14 protein-coding genes and 1 pseudogene are annotated in these 20,264 nt (G+C 67.0%); 12 read left to right on the forward strand and 3 right to left on the reverse strand.

Features of this window, described 5'->3' with window-relative positions:
- Positions 1–98: 98 nt before the first annotated feature.
- Entirely contained in the window at positions 99–302 is a 204-nt protein-coding gene (locus ACVWZ7_RS09090) for a cold-shock protein (protein WP_009357211.1), read from the forward strand.
- A 134-nt stretch (positions 303–436) separates the two neighbouring features.
- Here the strand turns inward: ACVWZ7_RS09090 and ACVWZ7_RS09095 are convergent, their stop codons facing one another.
- Complete coding sequence (locus ACVWZ7_RS09095) at positions 437–2,413, reverse strand: amino acid transporter (protein WP_456507649.1); 1,977 nt, start codon at positions 2,411–2,413, stop codon at positions 437–439.
- 325 nt (positions 2,414–2,738) lie between these two features.
- Here ACVWZ7_RS09095 and ACVWZ7_RS09100 point away from each other — a divergent pair, with 325 nt between their 5' ends.
- The 9 genes and pseudogenes from ACVWZ7_RS09100 (at position 2,739) to ACVWZ7_RS09140 (ending at position 15,574) form a co-directional block, all read left to right on the forward strand.
- Entirely contained in the window at positions 2,739–3,359 is a 621-nt protein-coding gene (locus tag ACVWZ7_RS09100; RefSeq protein ID WP_344361130.1) for a hypothetical protein, read from the forward strand.
- A gap of 130 nt (positions 3,360–3,489) precedes the next feature.
- Positions 3,490–5,466, forward strand: coding sequence for an APC family permease (locus tag ACVWZ7_RS09105; RefSeq protein ID WP_344361132.1), 1,977 nt, complete (start codon positions 3,490–3,492; stop codon positions 5,464–5,466).
- 328 nt (positions 5,467–5,794) lie between these two features.
- Entirely contained in the window at positions 5,795–5,893 is a 99-nt protein-coding gene (locus ACVWZ7_RS09110) for a potassium-transporting ATPase subunit F (RefSeq protein WP_344361134.1), read from the forward strand.
- 7 nt (positions 5,894–5,900) lie between these two features.
- Complete coding sequence (kdpA, locus tag ACVWZ7_RS09115) at positions 5,901–7,568, forward strand: potassium-transporting ATPase subunit KdpA (protein WP_344361137.1); 1,668 nt, start codon at positions 5,901–5,903, stop codon at positions 7,566–7,568.
- A pseudogene (gene kdpB / locus ACVWZ7_RS09120) lies at positions 7,565–9,704 on the forward strand (potassium-transporting ATPase subunit KdpB). The gene kdpA and the pseudogene kdpB overlap by 4 nt, the downstream one beginning before the upstream one ends.
- A gap of 10 nt (positions 9,705–9,714) precedes the next feature.
- On the forward strand, positions 9,715–10,335 hold the full coding sequence (gene kdpC, locus ACVWZ7_RS09125) for a K(+)-transporting ATPase subunit C (RefSeq protein ID WP_344361142.1): 621 nt from the start codon (positions 9,715–9,717) through the stop codon (positions 10,333–10,335).
- A gap of 12 nt (positions 10,336–10,347) precedes the next feature.
- Positions 10,348–13,023, forward strand: a complete 2,676-nt coding sequence (locus ACVWZ7_RS09130; protein WP_456507650.1) for a DUF4118 domain-containing protein — start codon at positions 10,348–10,350, stop codon at positions 13,021–13,023.
- A complete protein-coding gene (locus tag ACVWZ7_RS09135) occupies positions 13,020–13,694 on the forward strand; it encodes a response regulator (protein WP_344361148.1) in 675 nt (224 codons plus the stop codon). The genes ACVWZ7_RS09130 and ACVWZ7_RS09135 overlap by 4 nt, the downstream gene beginning before the upstream one ends.
- A 77-nt stretch (positions 13,695–13,771) precedes the next feature.
- Entirely contained in the window at positions 13,772–15,574 is a 1,803-nt protein-coding gene (locus ACVWZ7_RS09140; protein ID WP_161958190.1) for a sensor domain-containing diguanylate cyclase, read from the forward strand.
- 8 nt (positions 15,575–15,582) lie between these two features.
- On the opposite strand, the gene ACVWZ7_RS09145 is transcribed toward ACVWZ7_RS09140, so the two are convergent.
- Positions 15,583–16,716: an acyl-CoA dehydrogenase family protein gene (locus ACVWZ7_RS09145; RefSeq protein ID WP_456509088.1), complete on the reverse strand. Its 1,134-nt coding sequence runs from the start codon at positions 16,714–16,716 to the stop codon at positions 15,583–15,585.
- Positions 16,717–17,050: 334 nt separating this feature from the next.
- On the opposite strand from ACVWZ7_RS09145, the gene ACVWZ7_RS09150 reads away from it, so the two are divergent.
- Positions 17,051–18,790 carry an AMP-binding protein gene (locus tag ACVWZ7_RS09150; RefSeq protein ID WP_116765582.1) on the forward strand — a complete coding sequence of 580 codons (1,740 nt, stop codon included), beginning with the start codon at positions 17,051–17,053 and terminating at the stop codon, positions 18,788–18,790.
- Between the two features lie 2 nt (positions 18,791–18,792).
- Positions 18,793–19,299: a MarR family winged helix-turn-helix transcriptional regulator gene (locus tag ACVWZ7_RS09155; RefSeq protein WP_091250456.1), complete on the forward strand. Its 507-nt coding sequence runs from the start codon at positions 18,793–18,795 to the stop codon at positions 19,297–19,299.
- An 8-nt stretch (positions 19,300–19,307) separates the two neighbouring features.
- Here the strand turns inward: ACVWZ7_RS09155 and ctlX are convergent, their stop codons facing one another.
- Positions 19,308–20,261, reverse strand: coding sequence for a citrulline utilization hydrolase CtlX (gene ctlX, locus ACVWZ7_RS09160; protein WP_116765581.1), 954 nt, complete (start codon positions 20,259–20,261; stop codon positions 19,308–19,310).
- Positions 20,262–20,264 lie beyond the last annotated feature (3 nt).

The raw sequence follows: 20,264 nt of genomic DNA on the forward strand, positions 1-20,264 counted from the left end.
CCCCCGGCCCCGTACGTTGGGGGACAGCGGACGAATGTCTCCGCAGCCGTTGGCCTCATGGCCGCCGGAGATCAGCAGCATTTCAGAAGGATAAAGGCATGGCTACAGGCACAGTTAAATGGTTCAACGCCGAAAAGGGTTTTGGCTTCATTGCCCCGGATGACGGGTCGGCCGACGTTTTCGCCCACTACTCGGCAATCGCAACCAGCGGCTACCGCTCGCTGGACGAGAACCAGAAGGTTGAATTCGACGTCACGCAGGGCCCGAAGGGCCCGCAGGCTGAGAACATCCGCCCGCTCTAAGTACACAGGACAAGCCCCGGCCGCCCGGCCGGGACACCGTCCCCGAAGACCACAACAACCCTCCGGAGGATTCCTCCGGAGGGTTGTTTGTGTGCGGGAGCGTTTATGCCCGATGGCAACTATCTGCCTGAGCGTCAGCCGACATGGACCCAGGGGCGCCGCGTGACGTCAGGCTCGGCCTCGCGCAGCACTTCACGGGTTACCGGGGCGATTTCACCTTCGCCGAAGGCCAGGAACCGCATGAGGTTGGTGATGGGGTTACCCTCCGTCCAACGGAAGTAGATGTGCGGCATCAGCCCGGTGACGTCGCGGATGTGCAGCAGTACGGAGGCGATCGTGTTGGGAACCACGGGCCCATGGACTTCCAGGATCTGGTACCCGTGCCGGATCACCCCGCGGACCTCGAGCTCGGTCTCGAAGTCCGAAGAGTCGTCGACCACCACTTCCAGGAACAGGGCCTGGTAGTCCAACGGCAGGTGGCTGACCTCGATGGCCGACGTCAGTTTGTCCCGGTACGCCTCAGCACTGAGCCGCAGCGGTTCGTGGGCGATGATCGCGATGGGCCCGGTTTCGTTGGCAGCCAGGAATTCCAGGGCCGGGGTGTCCATGCGCACATGGGTGGCGTGGAGCTCGAAGGAGCGGCGGATGCGCGAGAGCAGCGAGATGACGATGATCCCGAGGATGAACAGCGCCGCGATCCGGATGCCTTCGGGGCGCTCGAAAATGTTGGCCACCGTGGTGTAAATGAATACGACGGCGATGATCCCGAACCCGATGCTGCGCTTGCGCTGCCGTTTGCTGCGCGCCGAGAAGGTCACGGCGACCGCGGCAGAGGTCATCAGGACGAGGACGCCGGTGGCGTAGGCGCCGCCCTGGGCGTCGACGTCGGCGTCGAAGAGCCAGGTGATCAGGAACCCCACGAGCGTGAACACCAGGACCAGCGGCCGGACGGCGCGGGCCCATTCCGGCGCCATGCCGTACCGGGGCAGATAGCGGGGAACCAGGTTCAGGAGCCCGGCCATGGCGGAGGCGCCGGCAAACCACAGGATGGCAATGGTGCTGATGTCATACACGGTGCCGAAGCCCGCGCCCAGGTATTCGTGGGCCAGATAGGCCAGGGCGCGCCCGTTCGCCTGGCCGCCCGGCTGGAATTCCTGTTCCGGAATGAGCACCACGGTGGTGAAGCTCGTGGTGACGAGGAACGCACTCATGATGACGGCGGCCGTGGTCAGCAGGCGGCGGGCGCCCTTGATCCTGCCCTCGGGGTTCGCCTCGGTGTCCGTGGCGTGGCCGCGGATCTGCGGCATGACCGCGACGCCGGTCTCGAAGCCCGACAGGCCCAGGGCCAGCTTCGGGAAGACCAGCAGCGCGATGCCCACGACCATCAGGGGGTTTCCGTGCTGGGTGGTCAGGGCCAGCCACCAGTTGTCGACCGCCACCGGGTGCGCGATGACCTCGAAGATGGTTGTGATAACCACAATGACGTTCAGGCCGAGATAGAGCCCCACGAGGACGACGGCGACGCCGATCGCTTCCTTGAAACCGCGCAGGAACACCGCGGCGAGCAGGGCGAGCAGGAACAAGGTGACCGGGACGTTCTGGCCCTGCATCCAGGCGGGCGCAAACGGGTTCTCGATGGCGTGCGCGGTCGCGTCAGCTGCGGAGAGCGTCATGGTGATCATGAAGTCGGTGGCCGCGAACCCCAGCAGGACCAGGACCAGGAGTTTTCCGCCCCACCTCGGCAGGAGCCGCTCCAGCATGGCGATGGACCCTTCGCCGCGCGGGCTTTCGCCGGCCACCCGGCGGTACACGGGCAGTGCGCCCAGCAAGGTCACGGCAACCAGGACCAGAGTGGCCAACGGCGAAATCACACCGGCCGCGAGCGCGGCGATGGCGGGCTGGTAGCCCAGCGTGGAGAAGTAGTCCACACCGGTCAGGCACATGACCTGCCACCACGTGTGCTTTTTCAGGTGGCTGTCACTGACGGCCCCCGGCCCCTGGTGGGTTCCCTTGCTGTCCTGCAGCCCGAACAGGAGCCAGTTCCTGAAGTGGTCCCCGGCGCCGGGCCGTGGCGCGGAGGGGTCTGCCGGGGGTCGGCTGAGCGTGGTCATTTTGTCCTTTCCACACGACGCACCGCGCCGCTTCCGTCCGCGACAGTACCAGCCCCCGCAACCGCCGGCGCCGTCCAGCGCCGTCCAGCGGACAATCCTGACGGTTCCTTAACGCGGCGCTTGTGTACCCGGCCTGACTCCCCGCGGCCGCCCTTCCTGCTGGCCCGGACGAGCCGCCGCATTAAGATAACGCAAATTCTGGGGCCGCCTGCATATGGAAAGCATTAAGGCCCGATCCGGTCGGGCTTCGGCGGTGATGTCATGAAACAAGGGGACACTGCGGCCACTGTGGTCGCGGTCAGATCCTCGGCAGGAGCTAAACAAAATGAACACCAAGTCCCGGCGGATGCGGGAAGCATCAGGACTTCCGGCCGGTGCCGGTGGCGCTCGGGATTTCGTCGCCGTCGACGACAGCGGGGATTTCTCCTACCACCGATCGGAGGAGGAACTATTGACGGCGTTTGAATACGTCGGGGAAGCTGCATGCATCATCGACCGCGGCGGCAGCTCTTACCGCCTGGTGCTGGATGGAAATCGTCACCTGTCCGTTGGGCCCGCGCTGGGACCGGTGGAATTCCATTGGCTCCGTCACGCGTGGCTGGACGCTCAAAATGCCCATCCGGACGAGCACCGGCTCCGGCGCTTCTACCCCGTCACGAGCGACGAAGTGGTGTCGGACTTGTTCGAAACCCTTGCCTTGGAACGCCCGAGGGAACCGGCCGAGGGAGCATGGTCTCTGGACATCCACGGCTTTGCCTCGCGGCCGTCCAGCCTCGGGGAACTCGATCGTCTGCTCGCCCGGCAGAAACGGCTGGTGCACGTCCACGTGACGGACCCGTTCGGACACATCTACCGGCCGGCGCGACACCGGAGTCACTGGTATCTGCCGGCATCCGCCGGAGCCATCCTTTACGTCGAAGTCCCGGCCCCGGTCACGGCCCGCTGACCGCGGTGCCCTGCGGGCCGGCCCGGCGTTAAGGATCCGTCAAGATCGTTCCCGGGTCGGGAACGGCGTCCGGCTCCGGTGTTATCGTCGGCACTAAACACGATGGTGGGCATCGCGCGGAGAGGCACAGATGACCACGATGAGCAGACCGCCTTCGGATCCCTCAGCGGTACGGCCGGGAGCCGGGGACAACTTCAGAAGATGGCTGCTTTTCGGCCTGCAGGACGCCAAAGGTGTCCATCAGGGACCCGGCGCAGTGAGCGACTCGCATCTGAAGAAGCATGCGTGGTGGCAGGTCATGTGCCTCACCGGCGTTGATTACTTCTCAACTTTGGGCTACCAGCCGGCCATCGCAGCCTTGGCTGCGGGCGTAATCTCGCCGCTGGCGACCATGGTCCTGGTGGCTGTCACCCTGCTTGGGGCCCTACCGGTTTACCGCCGGGTTGCCGGTGAGAGCCACCGCGGCGAGGGCTCCATCGCCATGCTGGAACGGCTGATGCCGCGCTGGGGCGGGAAGTTGTTCGTGCTGGTCCTGCTGGGGTTCGCGGCCACCGACTTCATGATCACCATGACGCTCTCCGCCGCCGACGCCACCGCACACGCGATCCAGAACCCCCTCGTTCCGGGCTGGATGCAGGGCCAAAACGTGCCGGTCACGCTCTTCCTGCTCGCCCTGTTGGGTGCCGTCTTCCTGCGCGGGTTCAAAGAAGCGATCGGCGTTGCGGTCGTCCTGGTCGGCATCTATCTGAGCCTGAATGTCGTGGTCGTGATCACCACCATCCTGGAATTATTCACTCACCCCGTTGACGTGGCTAACTGGTGGCTCGCCCTGACAACCTCGCACGGGAACCCGTTCATGGTGGTCGGGATCGCCCTGCTCGTCTTCCCCAAGCTGGCCCTTGGCCTGTCCGGCTTCGAAACCGGCGTGGCCGTGATGCCACAGATCCAAGGACGCCCCGGTGACACCGAAGAGAAGCCCGTAGGCCGGATCGAGGGCGCCCGCCGGCTGCTGACAACCGCCGCCGTCATCATGAGCGCCTTCCTCATCACGACCAGCTTCACCACGGTGATCCTGATCCCGGCACAGGAATTCCAGCCCGGCGGCCAGGCCAACGGCCGCGCCCTGGCCTACCTGGCCCACGAATATCTGGGAAACGGATTCGGCACCGTCTACGACATCAGCACGATCGCCATCCTCTGGTTCGCCGGCGCTTCCGCAATGGCCGGGCTCCTGAACCTCGTGCCCCGCTACCTGCCCCGCTACGGCATGGCCCCCGGGTGGGCCCGGGCCGTCCGGCCGCTGGTCCTGGTGTTCACCGCCGTCGGGTTTCTGATCACCTGGCTCTTCAACGCCGACGTCGACGCCCAGGGCGGCGCCTACGCCACCGGCGTCCTGGTCCTGATGACCTCAGCCGCGGTTGCCGTGGCGCTGTCCGCCCGGCGCGGGAAACAGCGCAAACGCACCATCGGGTTCGGCATCATCGCCGTCGTTTTCATATACACCACAGTGGCCAACATCATTGAACGCCCCGAAGGCATCCGGATCGCAGCGTTCTTCATCGTGGGCATCATCGTGATTTCGCTGCTTTCGCGCATCCGGCGTTCTTTCGAGCTCCACGCCACCCATGTCCACATGGACCGGCAGGCTCTGGAGTTCATGTCCTCCAACCTGGAAGGGCCCATAGCGATCATCGCCCACGAACCGCTGCGCCTCAGCGCCGAGGCGTACCGGGACAAACTGACGTCTGCGATCGAGGTCAGCCACCTGCCCGTGGACTACCAGGCATTGTTCCTGGAAGTGACCGTGGACGATTCCTCCGACTTTGAGACGGCTTTGGAGGTCCACGGTGTGACCCGGCACGGCTACCATGTCCTGGAAGTCCACGGACCCGTCGTGCCGAACACCATCGCCTCGGTGCTCCTGCACATCCGGGACGTGACCGGGCTGATGCCGCACATCTACTTCCGCTGGACCGAAGGGAACCCGGTCACGAACCTGCTGCGCTTCCTCGCGTTCGGCGAAGGCGAAATCGCCCCGGTCACCCGCGAAGTGCTCCGCGAAGCAGAACCCGATGTCACCAAACGGCCCTGGGTCCACGTCGGCTGAGCGCCGCGGCCCGGAGGACAAGACGGGCTCCGGCCGCAGCCAAACAGGCCGAGTACGGATGCAGGACGGTCCGGAATTTCCGCGCACATTAAGGCTGCGTCAAGATCCCTCCTCAGGGCGTTAAGAAACCATCAGGAACCGGCCTTCTCCTTCTGGAGAGGAGTTGACTTTCAGTAGCCCCGCAAACGGGGCACAGATGAAAGGAACCTGCTATGGCCGACCTGGCTGTTATCGGAATCCTCATGGTGTCCATGGGGTTCGTCATGTGGATCGGCCACGTCCTGGCCGGGATGGTCGGGGGTGCCGATGACAGGCCGGAGGGTGGACGTTGAGCGCGGACGCGATCATGTGGCTCGTTCTGTTGCTGGCCGGGCTGTGCCTCTTCGGCTACCTCCTGGCGGTCCTGATCCATCCGGAAAAGTGGTGAACGGATCATGACCTTCAACTCCGCATCCTTTGTAGTCCAGGTGGCGGGACTGCTCATTGTCCTCGCAGCCCTGCACAAGCCCTTCGGCATCTATCTGGCCCGGGTTTTCGAGGGCACGACGTCCAGCCGAACCGAGCGTCTTTTCTACCGGCTCGCCGGGATCGACGCCGGCACCGAGCAGAGCTGGTCCGTCTACCTGCGCAGCGTCCTGGCGTTTTCCGCTGTCTCCATCCTGGCCGTGTTCGGCCTGCAGCGGCTGCAGGGCGTCCTGCCCGGCAGCGGTTCCCTGCCCGGCGTCGACCCGTGGGTGGCCATGAACACGGCCATTTCCTTTGTGACCAACACGAACTGGCAGACGTATGTACCGGAGACCACGCTGGGCATCTTCGTGCAGATGACTCTGCTGGCAGTGCAGAACTTCCTCTCGGCCGCGGTCGGCATCGTCGTCGTCGTCGCCCTCATCCGCGGCATCGCCCGAACCAGGACGCAGCGGCTGGGGAACTTCTGGGTGGACCTAGCCCGGACCACTTTCCGGATCCTGCTGCCGATCGCGTTCGTCGCGGCAGTGGTGATGGTCCTCGGCGGCGTGGTGCAGAACTTCTGGCCCACCGACGTCACCAACCAGGCGTCCGGGATCCACCAGACCATTCCCGGCGGCCCGGTCGCGTCCCAGGAAGCCATCAAGGAGCTCGGGACCAACGGCGGCGGCTACTTCAACGCCAACTCCGCCCACCCGTTCGAGAACCCCAATGCCCTCATCAGCTTCTTCGAGGTGTTCCTGCTCCTGCTCATCCCCTCTGCCCTGCCCTACGCCTTCGGCCGGATGGTGGGTGACCAGAAGCAGGGCTACACGGTGGCCGCGGTGATGGGCGCCCTGTGGCTGGCATCGGTTTCCCTGATGGGATGGGCCGTGGCTTCCGGCCAGGGAACCGCGACGGCGGCGGCCGGCGGCCTGGGCGAAGGCTTTGAACAGCGCTTCGGACCGGTGCAAAGCGCGATCTTCGCCACGTCCACCACGCTGACCTCCACCGGCGCCGTCAACGTCGCCCATGATTCCCTGCCCCCGCTGGCCGGCGGTGTGGCCATGGTGAACATGATGCTCGGCGAAGTCGCCCCGGGTGGAACCGGGTCCGGGCTCTACGGGCTGCTGATCCTGTCCATCATTTCCGTCTTCATTGCCGGGCTGATGGTCGGGCGCACCCCGGAGTACCTGGGCAAGAAGATCGGCCCGACGGAAATGAAACTCGCCGCCATGTACATCCTCGTCACCCCGACCGTGGTCTTGGCCCTGGCCGGCATTACCGTCCTGTTGCCGGACGCCATGGCCAACGCCCCGGCCACCGGCCCGCACCAGTTCAGCGAAGTGCTTTACGCCTTCACATCAGGGGCCAACAACAACGGCTCTGCGTTCGGCGGCATCACCACCTCGGGCCCCTACCTCTCAGTCATGATGGGCCTGGCGATGCTGCTGGGCCGATTCCTCCCGATTGTCCTGGTCCTCGCCCTGGCCGGCTCCCTCGCCCGTCAGGGCAAGGTTCCCGCCTCCGCCGGCACCGTCCCCACCCACGGTCTCCTGTTCGGCGGGCTGCTGCTCGGCGTGACAGTGATCCTGACCGCCCTGAGCTACTTCCCGGCCCTTGCCCTGGGCCCCCTCGCAGAAGGACTCCTGAAATGACCCGGTCTAGCACGGCATCAGCCTCGGACCTCGCCGCCCAGACCTACGCCGACGGCAACCCCCTCGGCACCCCCGGCGAGCACAAGCACCACACCAAAGCCCCGGCAAAACTGACGATCACGTCCGTCGCCGCCGCCCTGCCACTTGCGGTCCGGAAACTTTCCCCGCGGCAGATGATCCATTCTCCGGTCATGTTCACCGTGTTGGTGGGGGCCGCCCTGTGCACGGCGATCTCCCTGTACAGGCCGTCGGTGTTCGGCATCGCGGTCACGGCCTGGCTGTGGCTCACCGTGCTCTTCGGCACCCTGTCCGAATCCATCGCCGAGGGCCGGGGCAAGGCACAGGCCGACAGCCTCCGCGCCAGCCGCATAGGCGTCCAGGCCCGGCTCCGGCAGCCCGACGGCAACACCCGGGACATCCCCGGTACGGAGCTGCGACTCAATGACATCGTGATCTGCGAAGCCGGAGACGTCATCCCCTCGGACGGCGAAATCATCGAAGGTCTCGCCAGCGTCGACGAATCGACCATCACGGGTGAATCAGCCCCGGTGATCCGCGAATCCCGGCGGTGACCGGTCCTCCGTCACCGGCGGCACGAAGGTCCTCTCGGACCGGATCGTCATCCGCATCACTGCCGAGCCCGGCCAAACGTTCATCGACCGGATGATCAAGCTCGTCGAGGGCGCCGTGCGGCAGAAGACCCCTAACGAAATCGCCCTCCACGTCCTGCTGGTGTCCCTGACCATCGTGTTCCTTGCCGTCACCATGTCCCTGGCCCCGTTTGCCGCCCTGGCCGGCGCCACGCCGTCCCCGATCGTGCTGGTGGCCCTGTTGGTCTGCCTGATCCCCACCACCATCGGGGCGCTGGTCCCGGCGATCGGCATTGCCGGCATGGACCGGCTGGTCCAGCACAACGTGCTGGCCACCTCAGGCCGTGCCGTGGAGACCGCCGGAGACATCACCACACTGCTGCTGGACAAGACCGGCACCATTACCTACGGCAACCGCCGTGCAGTCAATTTCTTCCCCGCCGATCATGTGGACAGGACCCAACTCATCGAAGCGGCCCGGGTCTGCAGCCTGGCCGACGAAACCCCCGAGGGCCGCTCCATTGTGGACCTCGCCGCGGACAAGGGCGTGACCGGGGCCGATCTGGCCGCACTCGAACGCAGCTCCGGCAATTTTGCCGTGGTCCCCTTCAGCGCCAGCACGCGCATGAGCGGACTGGACCTTGACGGCCGGCAGATCCGCAAAGGCGCCGCCTCCACGGTGACGGCCTTCGTTGCCGAATACGGCGGGCACTCCCCGGCGGAAGTCGACCACCGGGTAACGGAAATCTCGGCACAGGGCGGAACGCCCCTGCTCGTCGCCCAGGTGGGAAAGGACGGCCGCGCCGAGATCCTGGGGACCATCCACCTCGCCGACGTCGTCAAACCCGGCATGCATGCCCGCTTCGCCGAACTGCGGCAAATGGGCATCCGGACGGTGATGATCACCGGCGACAACCCCATCACTGCCAAGGCCATCGCCGCCGAGGCCGGGGTCGACGATTTCCTGGCCGAGGCAACCCCGGAGGACAAACTCGCGGTCATCAAGAAGGAGCAGGCGGCAGGGCGGCTGGTGGCCATGACCGGGGACGGTACCAACGACGCCCCGGCCCTGGCCGCGGCGGACGTCGGCGTCGCCATGAACTCCGGCACCCCGGCCGCCAAAGACGCTGCCAACATGGTGGACCTCGACTCCGACCCCACCAAGCTCATCAACATCGTCGGCATCGGCAAACAGCTGCTCATCACCCGCGGCGCCCTGACCACCTTCTCCGTCGCCAATGACGTCGCCAAGTACTTCGCGATCGTTCCGGCCCTCTTCACCGCCGCGTTCCCGGGGCTGGGACTGCTGAACATCATGGGACTCGCCACCCCGTCCTCGGCCATCCTGTCCGCGGTGATCTTCAACGCCCTGATCATCATCGCCCTGGTGCCGCTCGCGCTCCGCGGCGTCAAATACCGTGCCGTCTCCGCCAACCAGGCACTGGGGCGGAACCTGCTGATCTACGGGCTCGGCGGGCTCATCGCCCCCTTCATCGGCATCAAGATCATCGACCTCATGATTTCCCTCATCCCCGGAATCGGCTAGGAACATCCCCATGAACACACTCACCGGCTACCTCCGGCAGGCAGGCACCGCCGTCCGGTTCTTGCTCTTCGCCACCTTGGTCCTCGGCGTGGCCTACCCCCTGGCCGTCTTCGGCGTCGGACAGCTCATCGCCCCGTACCAGGCCAACGGCTCCATCATCAAAGACAGCGCCGGCACCCCGGCCGCGTCGGCCCTGATCGCCCAGGCATCCGCCAACGACGCCGGAGCCCAGGACCCGCGCTGGTTCCATGCCCGGCCCTCGGCCGTGAAATGGGACCCGGCATCGTCCTCGGCCAGCAACCTGGGCCCCAACGACCCCAAACTGGCAGAGGCCATCGCTGCCAACCGCGCGGCCGTCGCGAAGGCCGAAAACGTCCCCGAAGCGGCCGTTCCTGCCGATGCCGTGACCGCCAGCGGCTCCGGACTGGATCCGGACATCTCGCTGGCCTACGCCCGACTCCAGATACCGCGCGTTGCCGCCGCCCACGGGCTCAGCACGGAGACTGTGACCGCCCTCGTCGCACAACAGACCAGCGGCGGCGCCGAGGCATTCCTGGGGCAGCCCGCGGTGAACGTGACGGTCCTGAACCTCGCAGTCGCCGCCGCGTCGCCTGTGTCCGCCTCCAAGTGACAGAATGACGACATGGCACGTGGAACGCTGCGGATCTTCCTGGGGGCCGCGCCCGGCGTAGGTAAGACCTACGAGATGCTGGAGGAAGCCCACCGACTCCGCGAGCGAGGCGAAGATGTGGCGGTAGCGTTCGCGCTCGACCACGGCCGCGCCGACACAAGGGCACTCATGGCCGGCCTCGAGGTCATTCCGCCCCGGCAGCTGCGCTACCGGGGGGCCGAGTTCGAGGAAATGGACCTGGACGCAGTTCTGGCCCGTGCCCCCAAGACCGCGGTAGTGGACGAGTACGCCCACTCCAACGTCCCGGGCAGCCGCAACCAGAAGCGCTGGCAGGACGTGGATGAACTTCTCAACGCCGGGATCAATGTCCTATCAACGGTCAACATCCAGCATCTGGCGTCCCTGGGCGACGTCGTCAGCGCCATCACCGACGTCCGCCAGGCAGAAACCGTGCCGGACGACGTCGTGCGCCGCGCCGACCAGATCGATCTGGTCGACATCCCGCCGGAACTGCTGCGCCAGCGGCTCAGCGACGGAAAAATCTACGCCTCGGATAAGATTGACGCGGCCCTGTCCAACTATTTCCGCCTGGGCAACCTCGGCGCGCTGCGCGAGCTCGCTTTGCTGTGGCTGGCCGACAGGGTGGACGAAGGGCTGGCCAAATACCGGGCCGAACAGGGCATTGAAGCCAGCTGGCCAGCCCGCGAGCGCATCGTGGTGGGCCTGACCGGGGGCCCTGAGGGCGAGGCACTCATCCGCCGCGGGGCCCGTATCCTGACCAGGGTCAGCGGCGGGGACCTTCTGGCCGTCCATGTGCGCGCCGCCGACGGTGTCGCTTCGGAGTCACCACAGGCGCTCGAACGGCAGCGGCGGCTGATCCAGGATCTGGGCGGCAGCTACCATATCGTATCCGGAGAAGACCCTGCGGCCGCACTGCTGGACTTCGCCCGCAGCGTCAACGCCACCCAGATCGTGGTCGGTATTTCGCGCCACAAGAACCTCGCGGGCGTGGTGGGCGGTCTCTTGGGTGGCGGGGTGGGGACGCGGGTGGTGCGGGGCTCCGGAGACATCGATGTCCACATGGTCTCTCACCCCCTCGGCGGCCAGGGCACGGGGGTGCCGCACCCCCGCGATCTCGGCCGGGTTCGGGTGGCAGTAGGCCTGATCTTGGCGGTCCTGTTGCCTGCGCTGCTGCAATTGCTGCTGCTGGCCCTGAACCCGGAGCGCAACGTGGCCACAGCGATGCTGGTCCAACTGACCGGCTCCGTCGTGGTGGCCCTGGTTGGCGGACTATGGCCGGCGATCCTCGCCGCGCTGTGGAGCAGCCTCCTGGTCAACTACTTTTCCACCCCGCCGGTCGGCAACTTAACCATCAGTGATCCGCAGAACTTGTTTGCCCTGCTGGTGTTCGTGGGCGTCTCGGCGGCCGTCGCCGTCGTCGTCGACCTTTCGGCCCGCCGCTCGAAGGAGGCTGCGCGGGCCCGTGCCGAGGCAACGACGCTGGGTGACCTGACCCGCGGCGCCGCCGGGTCGGAGGACACCGTTCAGGCGCTGCTGGAGCAGGCGCTGGGTGTTTTCCAAGTCCGGGGCACTGCCTTGTTCAGCCGCGAGGCTGGCGCCGGGTACGGCGCCGGAAGCACGGCCAGCGGCCGGCCGTGGCGGCTGCTCGCCTCGGCTGGAGAGATCCCGGCTACTGCCGAGAGCGCTCGGGGGGACGCCGCCACCGGCGACAACGTCGAGGAGATTGATGCCGCCACCCGGCTGGTCCTTTACGGACGGATCCTGCCAGCAAGCGACCGGCGCCTCCTGGGGGCCTTCGGCGTCCATTTGGCGGCCCAGCTTGAACGCCAGCAGCTGGTTGTCAGCCGCCGGGAGATGCTGCGCCTTGCCGAGAGCAACACGATGCGCACTTCCATTCTCCGCGCCGTGTCCCACGACCTGCGCACCCCGCTAGCCGGGATCAAACTCGCCGTCGGTGGCCTGCGCCACGACGGCGTCCGCTACACCCCGGAAGAGGAGCAGGAGCTGCTGGCTACCATCGAGGAGTGCTCGGACCGGCTGGACGCCCTGGTGGGGAATCTGCTGGACATGTCCCGGCTCACCTCGGATGCCGTCAATCCCCTCCTCAAACCGGTGCGCTGGTTCGAAGTGATCCCCGGAGCCCTCGGCGCCGTCCCTCCGGGCAGGGTGCGGGTGGACCTGCCCGCCAACATGCCGGAGATCGACGCCGACCCGGGAATGCTGGAACGTGTCATTGCGAACATCGTCGAAAACGCCGTGAAATACGCCCCGGACTCAGATATTGTCCTGGTGGGGACGGCCGGCGGCCTCAGCTCGGCGACACTCGAAGGGCACCCTGCGGGCGAGCTGCGGATCATCGATCATGGTCGCGGCGTCCCGGCGGAGAGTGTCGTCGAGATGTTCCGTCCGTTCCAGCGGCTCGATGACACGCCGCAGGCCACCGGGATCGGACTCGGACTGGCCGTGGCGAAAGGATTCACCGAAGCAATGGGCGGAACGCTGGCCGCGGAAGAGACGCCAGGTGGCGGTTTGACGATGGTCATCCGGCTTCCCCTGTCCACGGGCGTGCCGTTCGACGCACGCCCCGCCCAGGCTCCGCTCGAGCCGCAGTCGGCCGTGGGGCGCCGCCATGCACTGCCGCTCAGGCCTGGACCGGACGCCGGATGACCGCCGTCCTGGTGGTCGATGACGACCCGCACCTGCTGAGGGCACTCCGAATCACGCTGCAGGCCCACGGTTACTCGGTGACCACTGCGGCAGACGGGCGTTCTGCCCTGCTGAGCGCATCCCAGCACCCCTTGGCGCTGGTCATCCTGGATCTCGGTCTGCCGGACATCGACGGCACCACAGTCCTGCGGGAGCTCCGGTCCTGGAGCCAGGTCCCGATTCTGGTGCTCTCAGCCCGCCACGGCTCCGAGGACAAAGTGGAAGCGCTCGACGCCGGCGCGGACGACTACATCACGAAGCCGTTCGGCCTCGACGAGCTGCTGGCCCGGATCCGTGCCCTCCTGCGCCGCAGCGTTGACCAGGAGCAGGCACCCGTGGTGACCGCCGGGGCCTTCACCGTGGACCTGGGCAAACACCGTGTCATCCGCGACGGCCAGGATGTGCGGCTGACCCCCACCGAATGGAACATTCTGGAGGTGCTGGTCCGGAACCCGGAAAAGCTCATCACACAGCAGCAGCTGCTCTCCGAGGTCTGGGGTCCGGCGTACGCCAAGGAAACCAACTATCTCCGGGTCTACATGGCCCAGCTGCGGCGCAAACTCGAACCGGACACCGCCAACCCGCGCCATCTGCTCACCGAGGCCGGCATCGGCTACCGGTTCATGCCCTGAGAGTTTTTCCTGGCTGTGCTTGCTCAGAGCGACTGCTGAGTTTTCGCATGCCGCGGCCGGCAATGGATACTGGGGCAATGACAAATCGCAGCCCGCTCAACTGGGACGATGCCGGCCCGTCGCCGCTGCCGGAGATCCCGGCGCAACTGCGGGCCGTCCTCAACGGAATCCCGGCCATGGTGGGCTACTGGGATACGGAGCTCCGCAACCGCCTGGCCAACGACGCCTACGGCACGTGGTTCGGCATTGAACCCGGCCAGTTGTACGGCATGCATATCGGCGACGTGCTCGGGGAGGCAGTCTTCGAGGCGAACCGGCCGCACATCGAGCTCGTGCTCGCGGGAGAGCCTCAGAAGTTTGACCGGACCCTCGTGGATGCCGCGGGCGAATCGCGCTTCACCGAGGTGACGTACACCCCCGATGCCCGGGACGACGGCGCGGTACAGGGGTTTTTCGTCCAGGTCACGGACATCACGGAGCGGGTGCTGGCCGATCGGCGCAGGCAGCAGGACATGGACCGGTACCGGGCCCTGGCGCGCAGCGTCCCCGGTGTCTTCGTGCTCCTCTTCGACGCCGATCTGCGGTACCTGATCGCCGAAGGGCAGGAACTGGAGACGTTCGGCTACCGCACGGAGGAGCTGGAAGGCCGGCGCATCCAGGACGTGCTCAAGGGCGATCTCGCCAGCGAGCTCGAACCGCGCTACCGTGCGGCCCTCGCCGGCCGGGAAGTCTCCTGGAGCCGTCAGATCGGCCACCGCACCTACCGGCTCAAAGCCGGACCGGTGTACTCCGACGACGAGGCCACGGCCGGCATGGTCGTGGCGGTTGACGTCACCGAGCGCCTGCAGCAGCAGCAGGTCTGGGAGGCCCTCCACGAAATAGCGACCGCTGTCGCCCGCAACGCCGCCCCCGCCGACATCTCCGAGCGGGTCGCGGCCATCGTCCTTGAGCTGTTCAATGTGGACTCCGCCGCCGTCGTCCGTTTCACGGGTGCATCGTCGGCGGAAATCGTCGCCATGGCCCCCGCCCTCCCGCCGACGCTGAGCCGCCGGCACATCTTTGCCCCGACTGACGAGTCGGCCACCGTCCGGGTGGCGTTGACGGGCAAGCCTGCCCTCGTTATTTACGGGCCGGAGGGCGGACCGGCGGCGGAGCAGATGCGCGCCGGCGGCTTCCAGTCCGCGGCGGCGGCGCCGGTCCGGGTCGGGGGAAGCCTGTGGGGCGTGGTGACCCTGACCTCGAAATCCCGCACGGGTGTCACGGAAGCCATGATGGCGCGGCTGGCCCAGTTTGCGGAGCTCGTCGAGATCGCCATCGGAAACTCGGAGGCCCGGACCGACCTCGAACTGCAGGCCACCACGGATGCCCTGAGCGGCCTGCCCAACCGGCGGGCCCTGGAACGGCACCTCGCCGAACAGGTTGCGCTGGCCGGGACGCGCGGCACCAGCCTGAGCGCGGTCGTCCTGGATATCGACCACTTCAAGAGGGTCAACGACACCTACGGCCACCTTTTGGGCGATGTCGTCCTGGCCGAGGTCGCGGCGAGGCTCCGGAGGGTCGCCCGGAGCCAGGACATCCTGGCCCGCTTCGGCGGCGAAGAGTTCGTGTGGCTGCTCCCGGAGACGAACGGCGCCGAGGCCCTGCAGGCGGCGGAACGGGCCCGGGAGGCCATCGCGTCCGAGCCGTTCGGGGACGTCGGCTTCCTGACGATCTCCGCCGGCGTCTGCGAGCAGCGCGACGCCGCGGCCGGGACCCTCCTGGACTGCGCGGACCGGGCTCTCTACGAGGCGAAAAACGCCGGCCGCAACCGCACCTCACGCTACGGCCACGCCACCCGGACCGCCCGTGCCGGGGACGGCCCGGGCGGACTCCGCGCCTAGCTCAGCGCTTAAACGAAGGCCGACTTTCCGGTCACGGCCCGGGCCACGATCAGTGAATTGATCTCGTAGCTGCCCTCGTAGGTGTACAGGATCTCGGCGTCGCCAAAGAGCTTGCCCATCTCGTAGTCGCTGCTGATCCCGTTGCCGCCCATGAGCGACCGGCCCATCGCCACCGAGGCCCGCGCCAGCCGCGTGGTGGTGGACTTGGCCATGGCGGCCTGGACCATCTCCAGCTTGCCCTCCTCCTGGATCCTCGCCAGCTGGGCCATCAGGGCCAGCGAGGCGGTGGCGTTGCCCAGGATCTCGGCGAGCTGCTGCTGGATGAGCTGGAAGCGGGCCAGCTCCTTGCCGAACTGCCGGCGCTGCAGCGAATAAGAACGCGCGACGTCGAACGCGGCCAGCTGGATGCCGGCGCCCTGCCAGCCCACCCAAGCGCGCGAATCACGCAGAAGCTCGTTGGCCTTGGAGAAGTCGGTGGCCCCCGGCAGCAGGTTGGCTTCCGGGATGCGGACCTCATCCAGGACGATGTCCGCGTTCTGCATGATGCGCAGGCCGATCTTGTTGGCGATCTTCGTGGCGGTGTACCCGGGCCGGTCCGTTTCCACGATGAAACCCTTGATGTGCTGGTCGGCGACGTCGCGGGCCCAGACGAGGGCGAAGTCCGCAATGGTGCCGGCTCCGATCCAGCGTTTGGCGCCGTTGATGACCCACTCGCCGTTCTCCAGCCGCGCCGTGGTTTCCAGCCCGCCGGCGATGTCCGAACCATGGTCCGGCTCGGTCAGGGCGAACGCCCCGAGCTGGGTGAAGGCGGTGAGGCCGGGAAGCCAGCGGGCCTTCTGCTCCTCGGAGCCAAGCTGATCGATCATGCCGACAATCAGCTCGTTGTGGATGCCCACGAGCGCCGAGAGCGAGACGTCGGCGCGGGCCACCTCGACGTACATGAGGCCCTTGAAGAGCTTGGACGTGCCGTCCGTCTGCAACCCGCCCAGGCCGTACTTGCCGAGTTCCGCGAGCAGACCGAAGGGGAACTCCTCGCGGTTCCAGTAGTCGATCGACGCCGCCCGGATCCGGGACTGCAGGAATTCCCGGACCTCCTGGTACCGGAGCTGTTCGTCCGGCGGCAGCAGGTCCACGATGTACATGAGGTCGGCGTCGGGAAACGGCGGCTCTGCCGCGGGGCCCGCCGCAACCGTTCCGGCTGGGGCTGATCCGGCTGTGCCTGATTCGGCTGTGTCTGATTCGGCTGTGGCCGACTGTCCGTTGGCACGTCCTGGTGACTGCACGGGCACGCATCCCTTCGTCATGCGCCGCCAGCAGAGCGACGCCGCTCTTCCAAACCCTTGGATGTCCTAGTATATTGCAGAGTGACGGGGATCACTAGGCGGGCGCCGCGGCGGCCTGGCGGGATCCCAGGCAACGGCGTTGTGCCACGGACCGCCCGGAACGGCTGCGCCAGCGAACTTCGAAAGGTGCACCATGACCGTAACTGAGGAATTCCGGGCCGCCAGGGACCGGCTGCTTGCCCTGCGCGGGGACTACGAGGCCGCCCGCAGCGAATTCCAGTGGCCGCGCTTCGAGGAATTCAACTTCGCGCTGGACTGGTTCGACCAGCTCGCGGCAGACCCGGCCAAGGCGGACAACCCGGCCCTAGTGATTGTCGAGCAGGACGGATCAGCGACGCGGCGCAGCTTCGCGGACCTCTCCCGGCGCTCTTCCCAGGTGGCCAACTGGCTGCGGAGCCGGGGCGTGCGGCGCGGGGACCGGATGATCATCATGCTCGGCAACCAGGTGGAGCTCTGGGAACTCATGCTGGCCGGCATCAAGCTGGGCATCGTCATGATCCCCACCACCACCCTGATGGGGCCCGCGGACCTCCAGGACAGGGTGGAGCGCGGCGGCGCGGCCTGGGCCGCCGTCGGAAGTGCCAACATCGCCAAGTTCGTTGACGTCGCGGGTGACTACACGCTGATCGAAATCGCCGACGCCGCCGCAGAACCGGCCGGACCACAGGACACGGCGCTGCAGTACGCAGACGCCGCCGCGGCCAGTGAGGATTTCACCCCGGACGCCCCCACCCTGGCCGACGAGACCCTCCTGCTCTACTTCACCTCCGGCACCACGTCCAAGGCCAAGCTGGTGGAGCACACGCACACCTCCTACCCGGTGGGTCACCTCTCCACGATGTTCTGGATCGGGATGGAGCCGGGCGACGTCCACCTCAACGTCGCCTCCCCGGGCTGGGCAAAGCACGCCTGGTCCAACGTGTTCACGCCCTGGATCGCCGAGGCCTGCGTGTTCATCTACAACTACGAGCGCTTCGACGCCAAGGCCCTCATGGAGCAGATGGACCGCGAGTCGGTGACGAGCTTCTGCGCCCCGCCCACGGTCTGGCGCATGCTCATCCAGGCCGACCTCACGCAGCTGAAGAACCCGCCCACCAAGGTGGTGTCCGCCGGCGAACCGCTCAACGCCGAAGTGATCGACCAGGTCCACCGCGCCTGGGGCCAGACCATCCGGGACGGCTTCGGGCAGACCGAATCGACGGTGCAGATCGCGAACACCCCGGGCCAGCCGATCAAGATCGGCGCCATGGGCAGGCCGCTGCCCGGCTACGACGTCGTGCTCGTGGACCCCGCCACCGGTGAGGAGTCTGACGACGGCGAACTCTGCCTGCGTCTGGACCCCCGCCCCGTGGGGCTCATGAAGGCCTACTACGGCGACCCGGAGAAGACCGCGGAGGCTTTCCGCGACGGCTACTATCACACCGGCGACATGGCCAGCCGGGACGAGCGCGGCATCATCACGTATGTGGGCCGGGGCGACGACGTCTTCAAGTCCTCCGACTACCGGCTGTCCCCGTTCGAGCTGGAGAGCGTGCTGATCGAGCACCCGGCGGTGGCGGAGGCCGCCGTCGTCCCGTCCCCCGACCCGCTCAAGCTGTCCGTGCCGAAGGCGTTTGTGGTCCTGGCCGCCGGGCACCAGCCCGGCCCGGAGCTCGCCGAGGACATCCTGCGGTACTGCCGCGAACACCTGGCCCCGTTCAAGCGGATCCGCCGCCTGGAGTTCGCCGAACTCCCGAAGACCATCTCCGGCAAGATCCGGCGCGTGGAGCTCCGCCACAGCGAGGAAATGCGCCACGGCGGCGGACCCGTTCCGGAGGGCCTGGGCATCGAGTATTCCGAGGCCGATTTCCCGGGACTCAAGGGGCAGAGCTGACCGTGGGAACGCCGCTGCCCCGAGATCCGATCGCCGACGCCCGGCTGAACTGGGAGCGCCACGGCTGGGCCGACGTCGCCGCCCCGATGGCGGCCATCACCGCCATCATGCGGACCCAGCAGATTCTGCTGGGCCGGATCGAAGCCGTGCTCAAGCCGTTCGGGCTCACGTTTGCACGGTATGAGCTGCTGGCATTGCTCAGTTTCGCACGCAGCGGCGCGTTGCCCATGAATAAGGCGAGCGCGCTGCTTCAAGTTCACCCCACCTCGGTCACCAACGCCGTGGACCGGCTCGAGAATGCCGAACTGGTGGTCCGTTCCCCGCATCCGACGGACGGCCGGACCACGCTGATCGAGCTCACCGCGGAGGGCCGCGCCCTGGCCAAACAGGCGACGGCGGTGCTGAACTCCGAGGTCTTCGGCCGCTCGGGCTTCGCAGACCAGGACGTGGACCAGCTGATCCGGATCCTTGGCACGTTCCGCCGGAACGCCGGGGACTTCAGCGATTAGAGGACCGGTCAGCCGCCGACGCCGGCAGGGACGGGCCTGCGGTCGAGATGGATGCCGGCGATCATGCATCGCACGGACCCTCCGGCCAGTTCGATCGTGGGAACCTCCACGGGCAGGAGGGTGCAGCTTCGTTCGATGACGGCCTTCTGCTCCGCCGTCAGGGTTCCCAGGGCCCGACGGGAGAGCGCCAGCACGCGGCCTTCGACGCCTTGCAGCTCGATCGCGTTGCCTGCGAAATTGCTGATCTGGTAGGGGCTCAGCTCGATGACCCTCCGTCCCCCGGCGGCAAGCCGTTCCATCACCTCACGCCGGCGCACCGCCGAGGGGATCAGGTCCGCTCCGACCATTGCGAAGCCCGTCGCCACAGTCATCATCACGTTCGTGTGATAGACGGCAGTGCCGTTTACGTCGACCGCGTCGAACAGCATGGGCTCATAGCCGAAGTTCGTACAGAACCGCTCCAGCGCCACGGGATCGGCGCGGCGGGAACGTGCGGCATAGGCCACACGGGCGCCGTGGTCCAGGACCATGGCTCCCGTTCCCTCCAGGAAGACGCTGTCCATTTCCAGCCCGGAATAGTCGATGACGTCCTGCACCCGGTAATGGGTCTTCAGGAAGTCCAGGATGTCGCTGCGGCGTTCGTGCCGGCGGTTGGGGGCGTACATCGGGAAGATCCCGATCCGGCCACCCGCATGGGTGGAGAGCCAGTTGTTGGGGAACACACTGTCCGGGCGGGTTTCGTCATGGTCCTCGAAGAGGTGCACCGTGACACCGGCCGCCTCCAGCGCCGCGGCCAGCCCCGTCACCTCGTGACGGGCGGCGGCGGCCAGCGTTTGCCGGTCCCCGGAGTGAGCCTGCGTCTGGAAGGCCGTCTGGAAGGCATTGTCCACTGCCGTCGCCTCGTTTGGCATGAAGTTGTGCGGCCTCACGAGAACGACGGCGGAGGGGGCTTGAACTGACATCGC

It is taken from the genome of Arthrobacter sp. TE12232 (assembly GCF_054062615.1).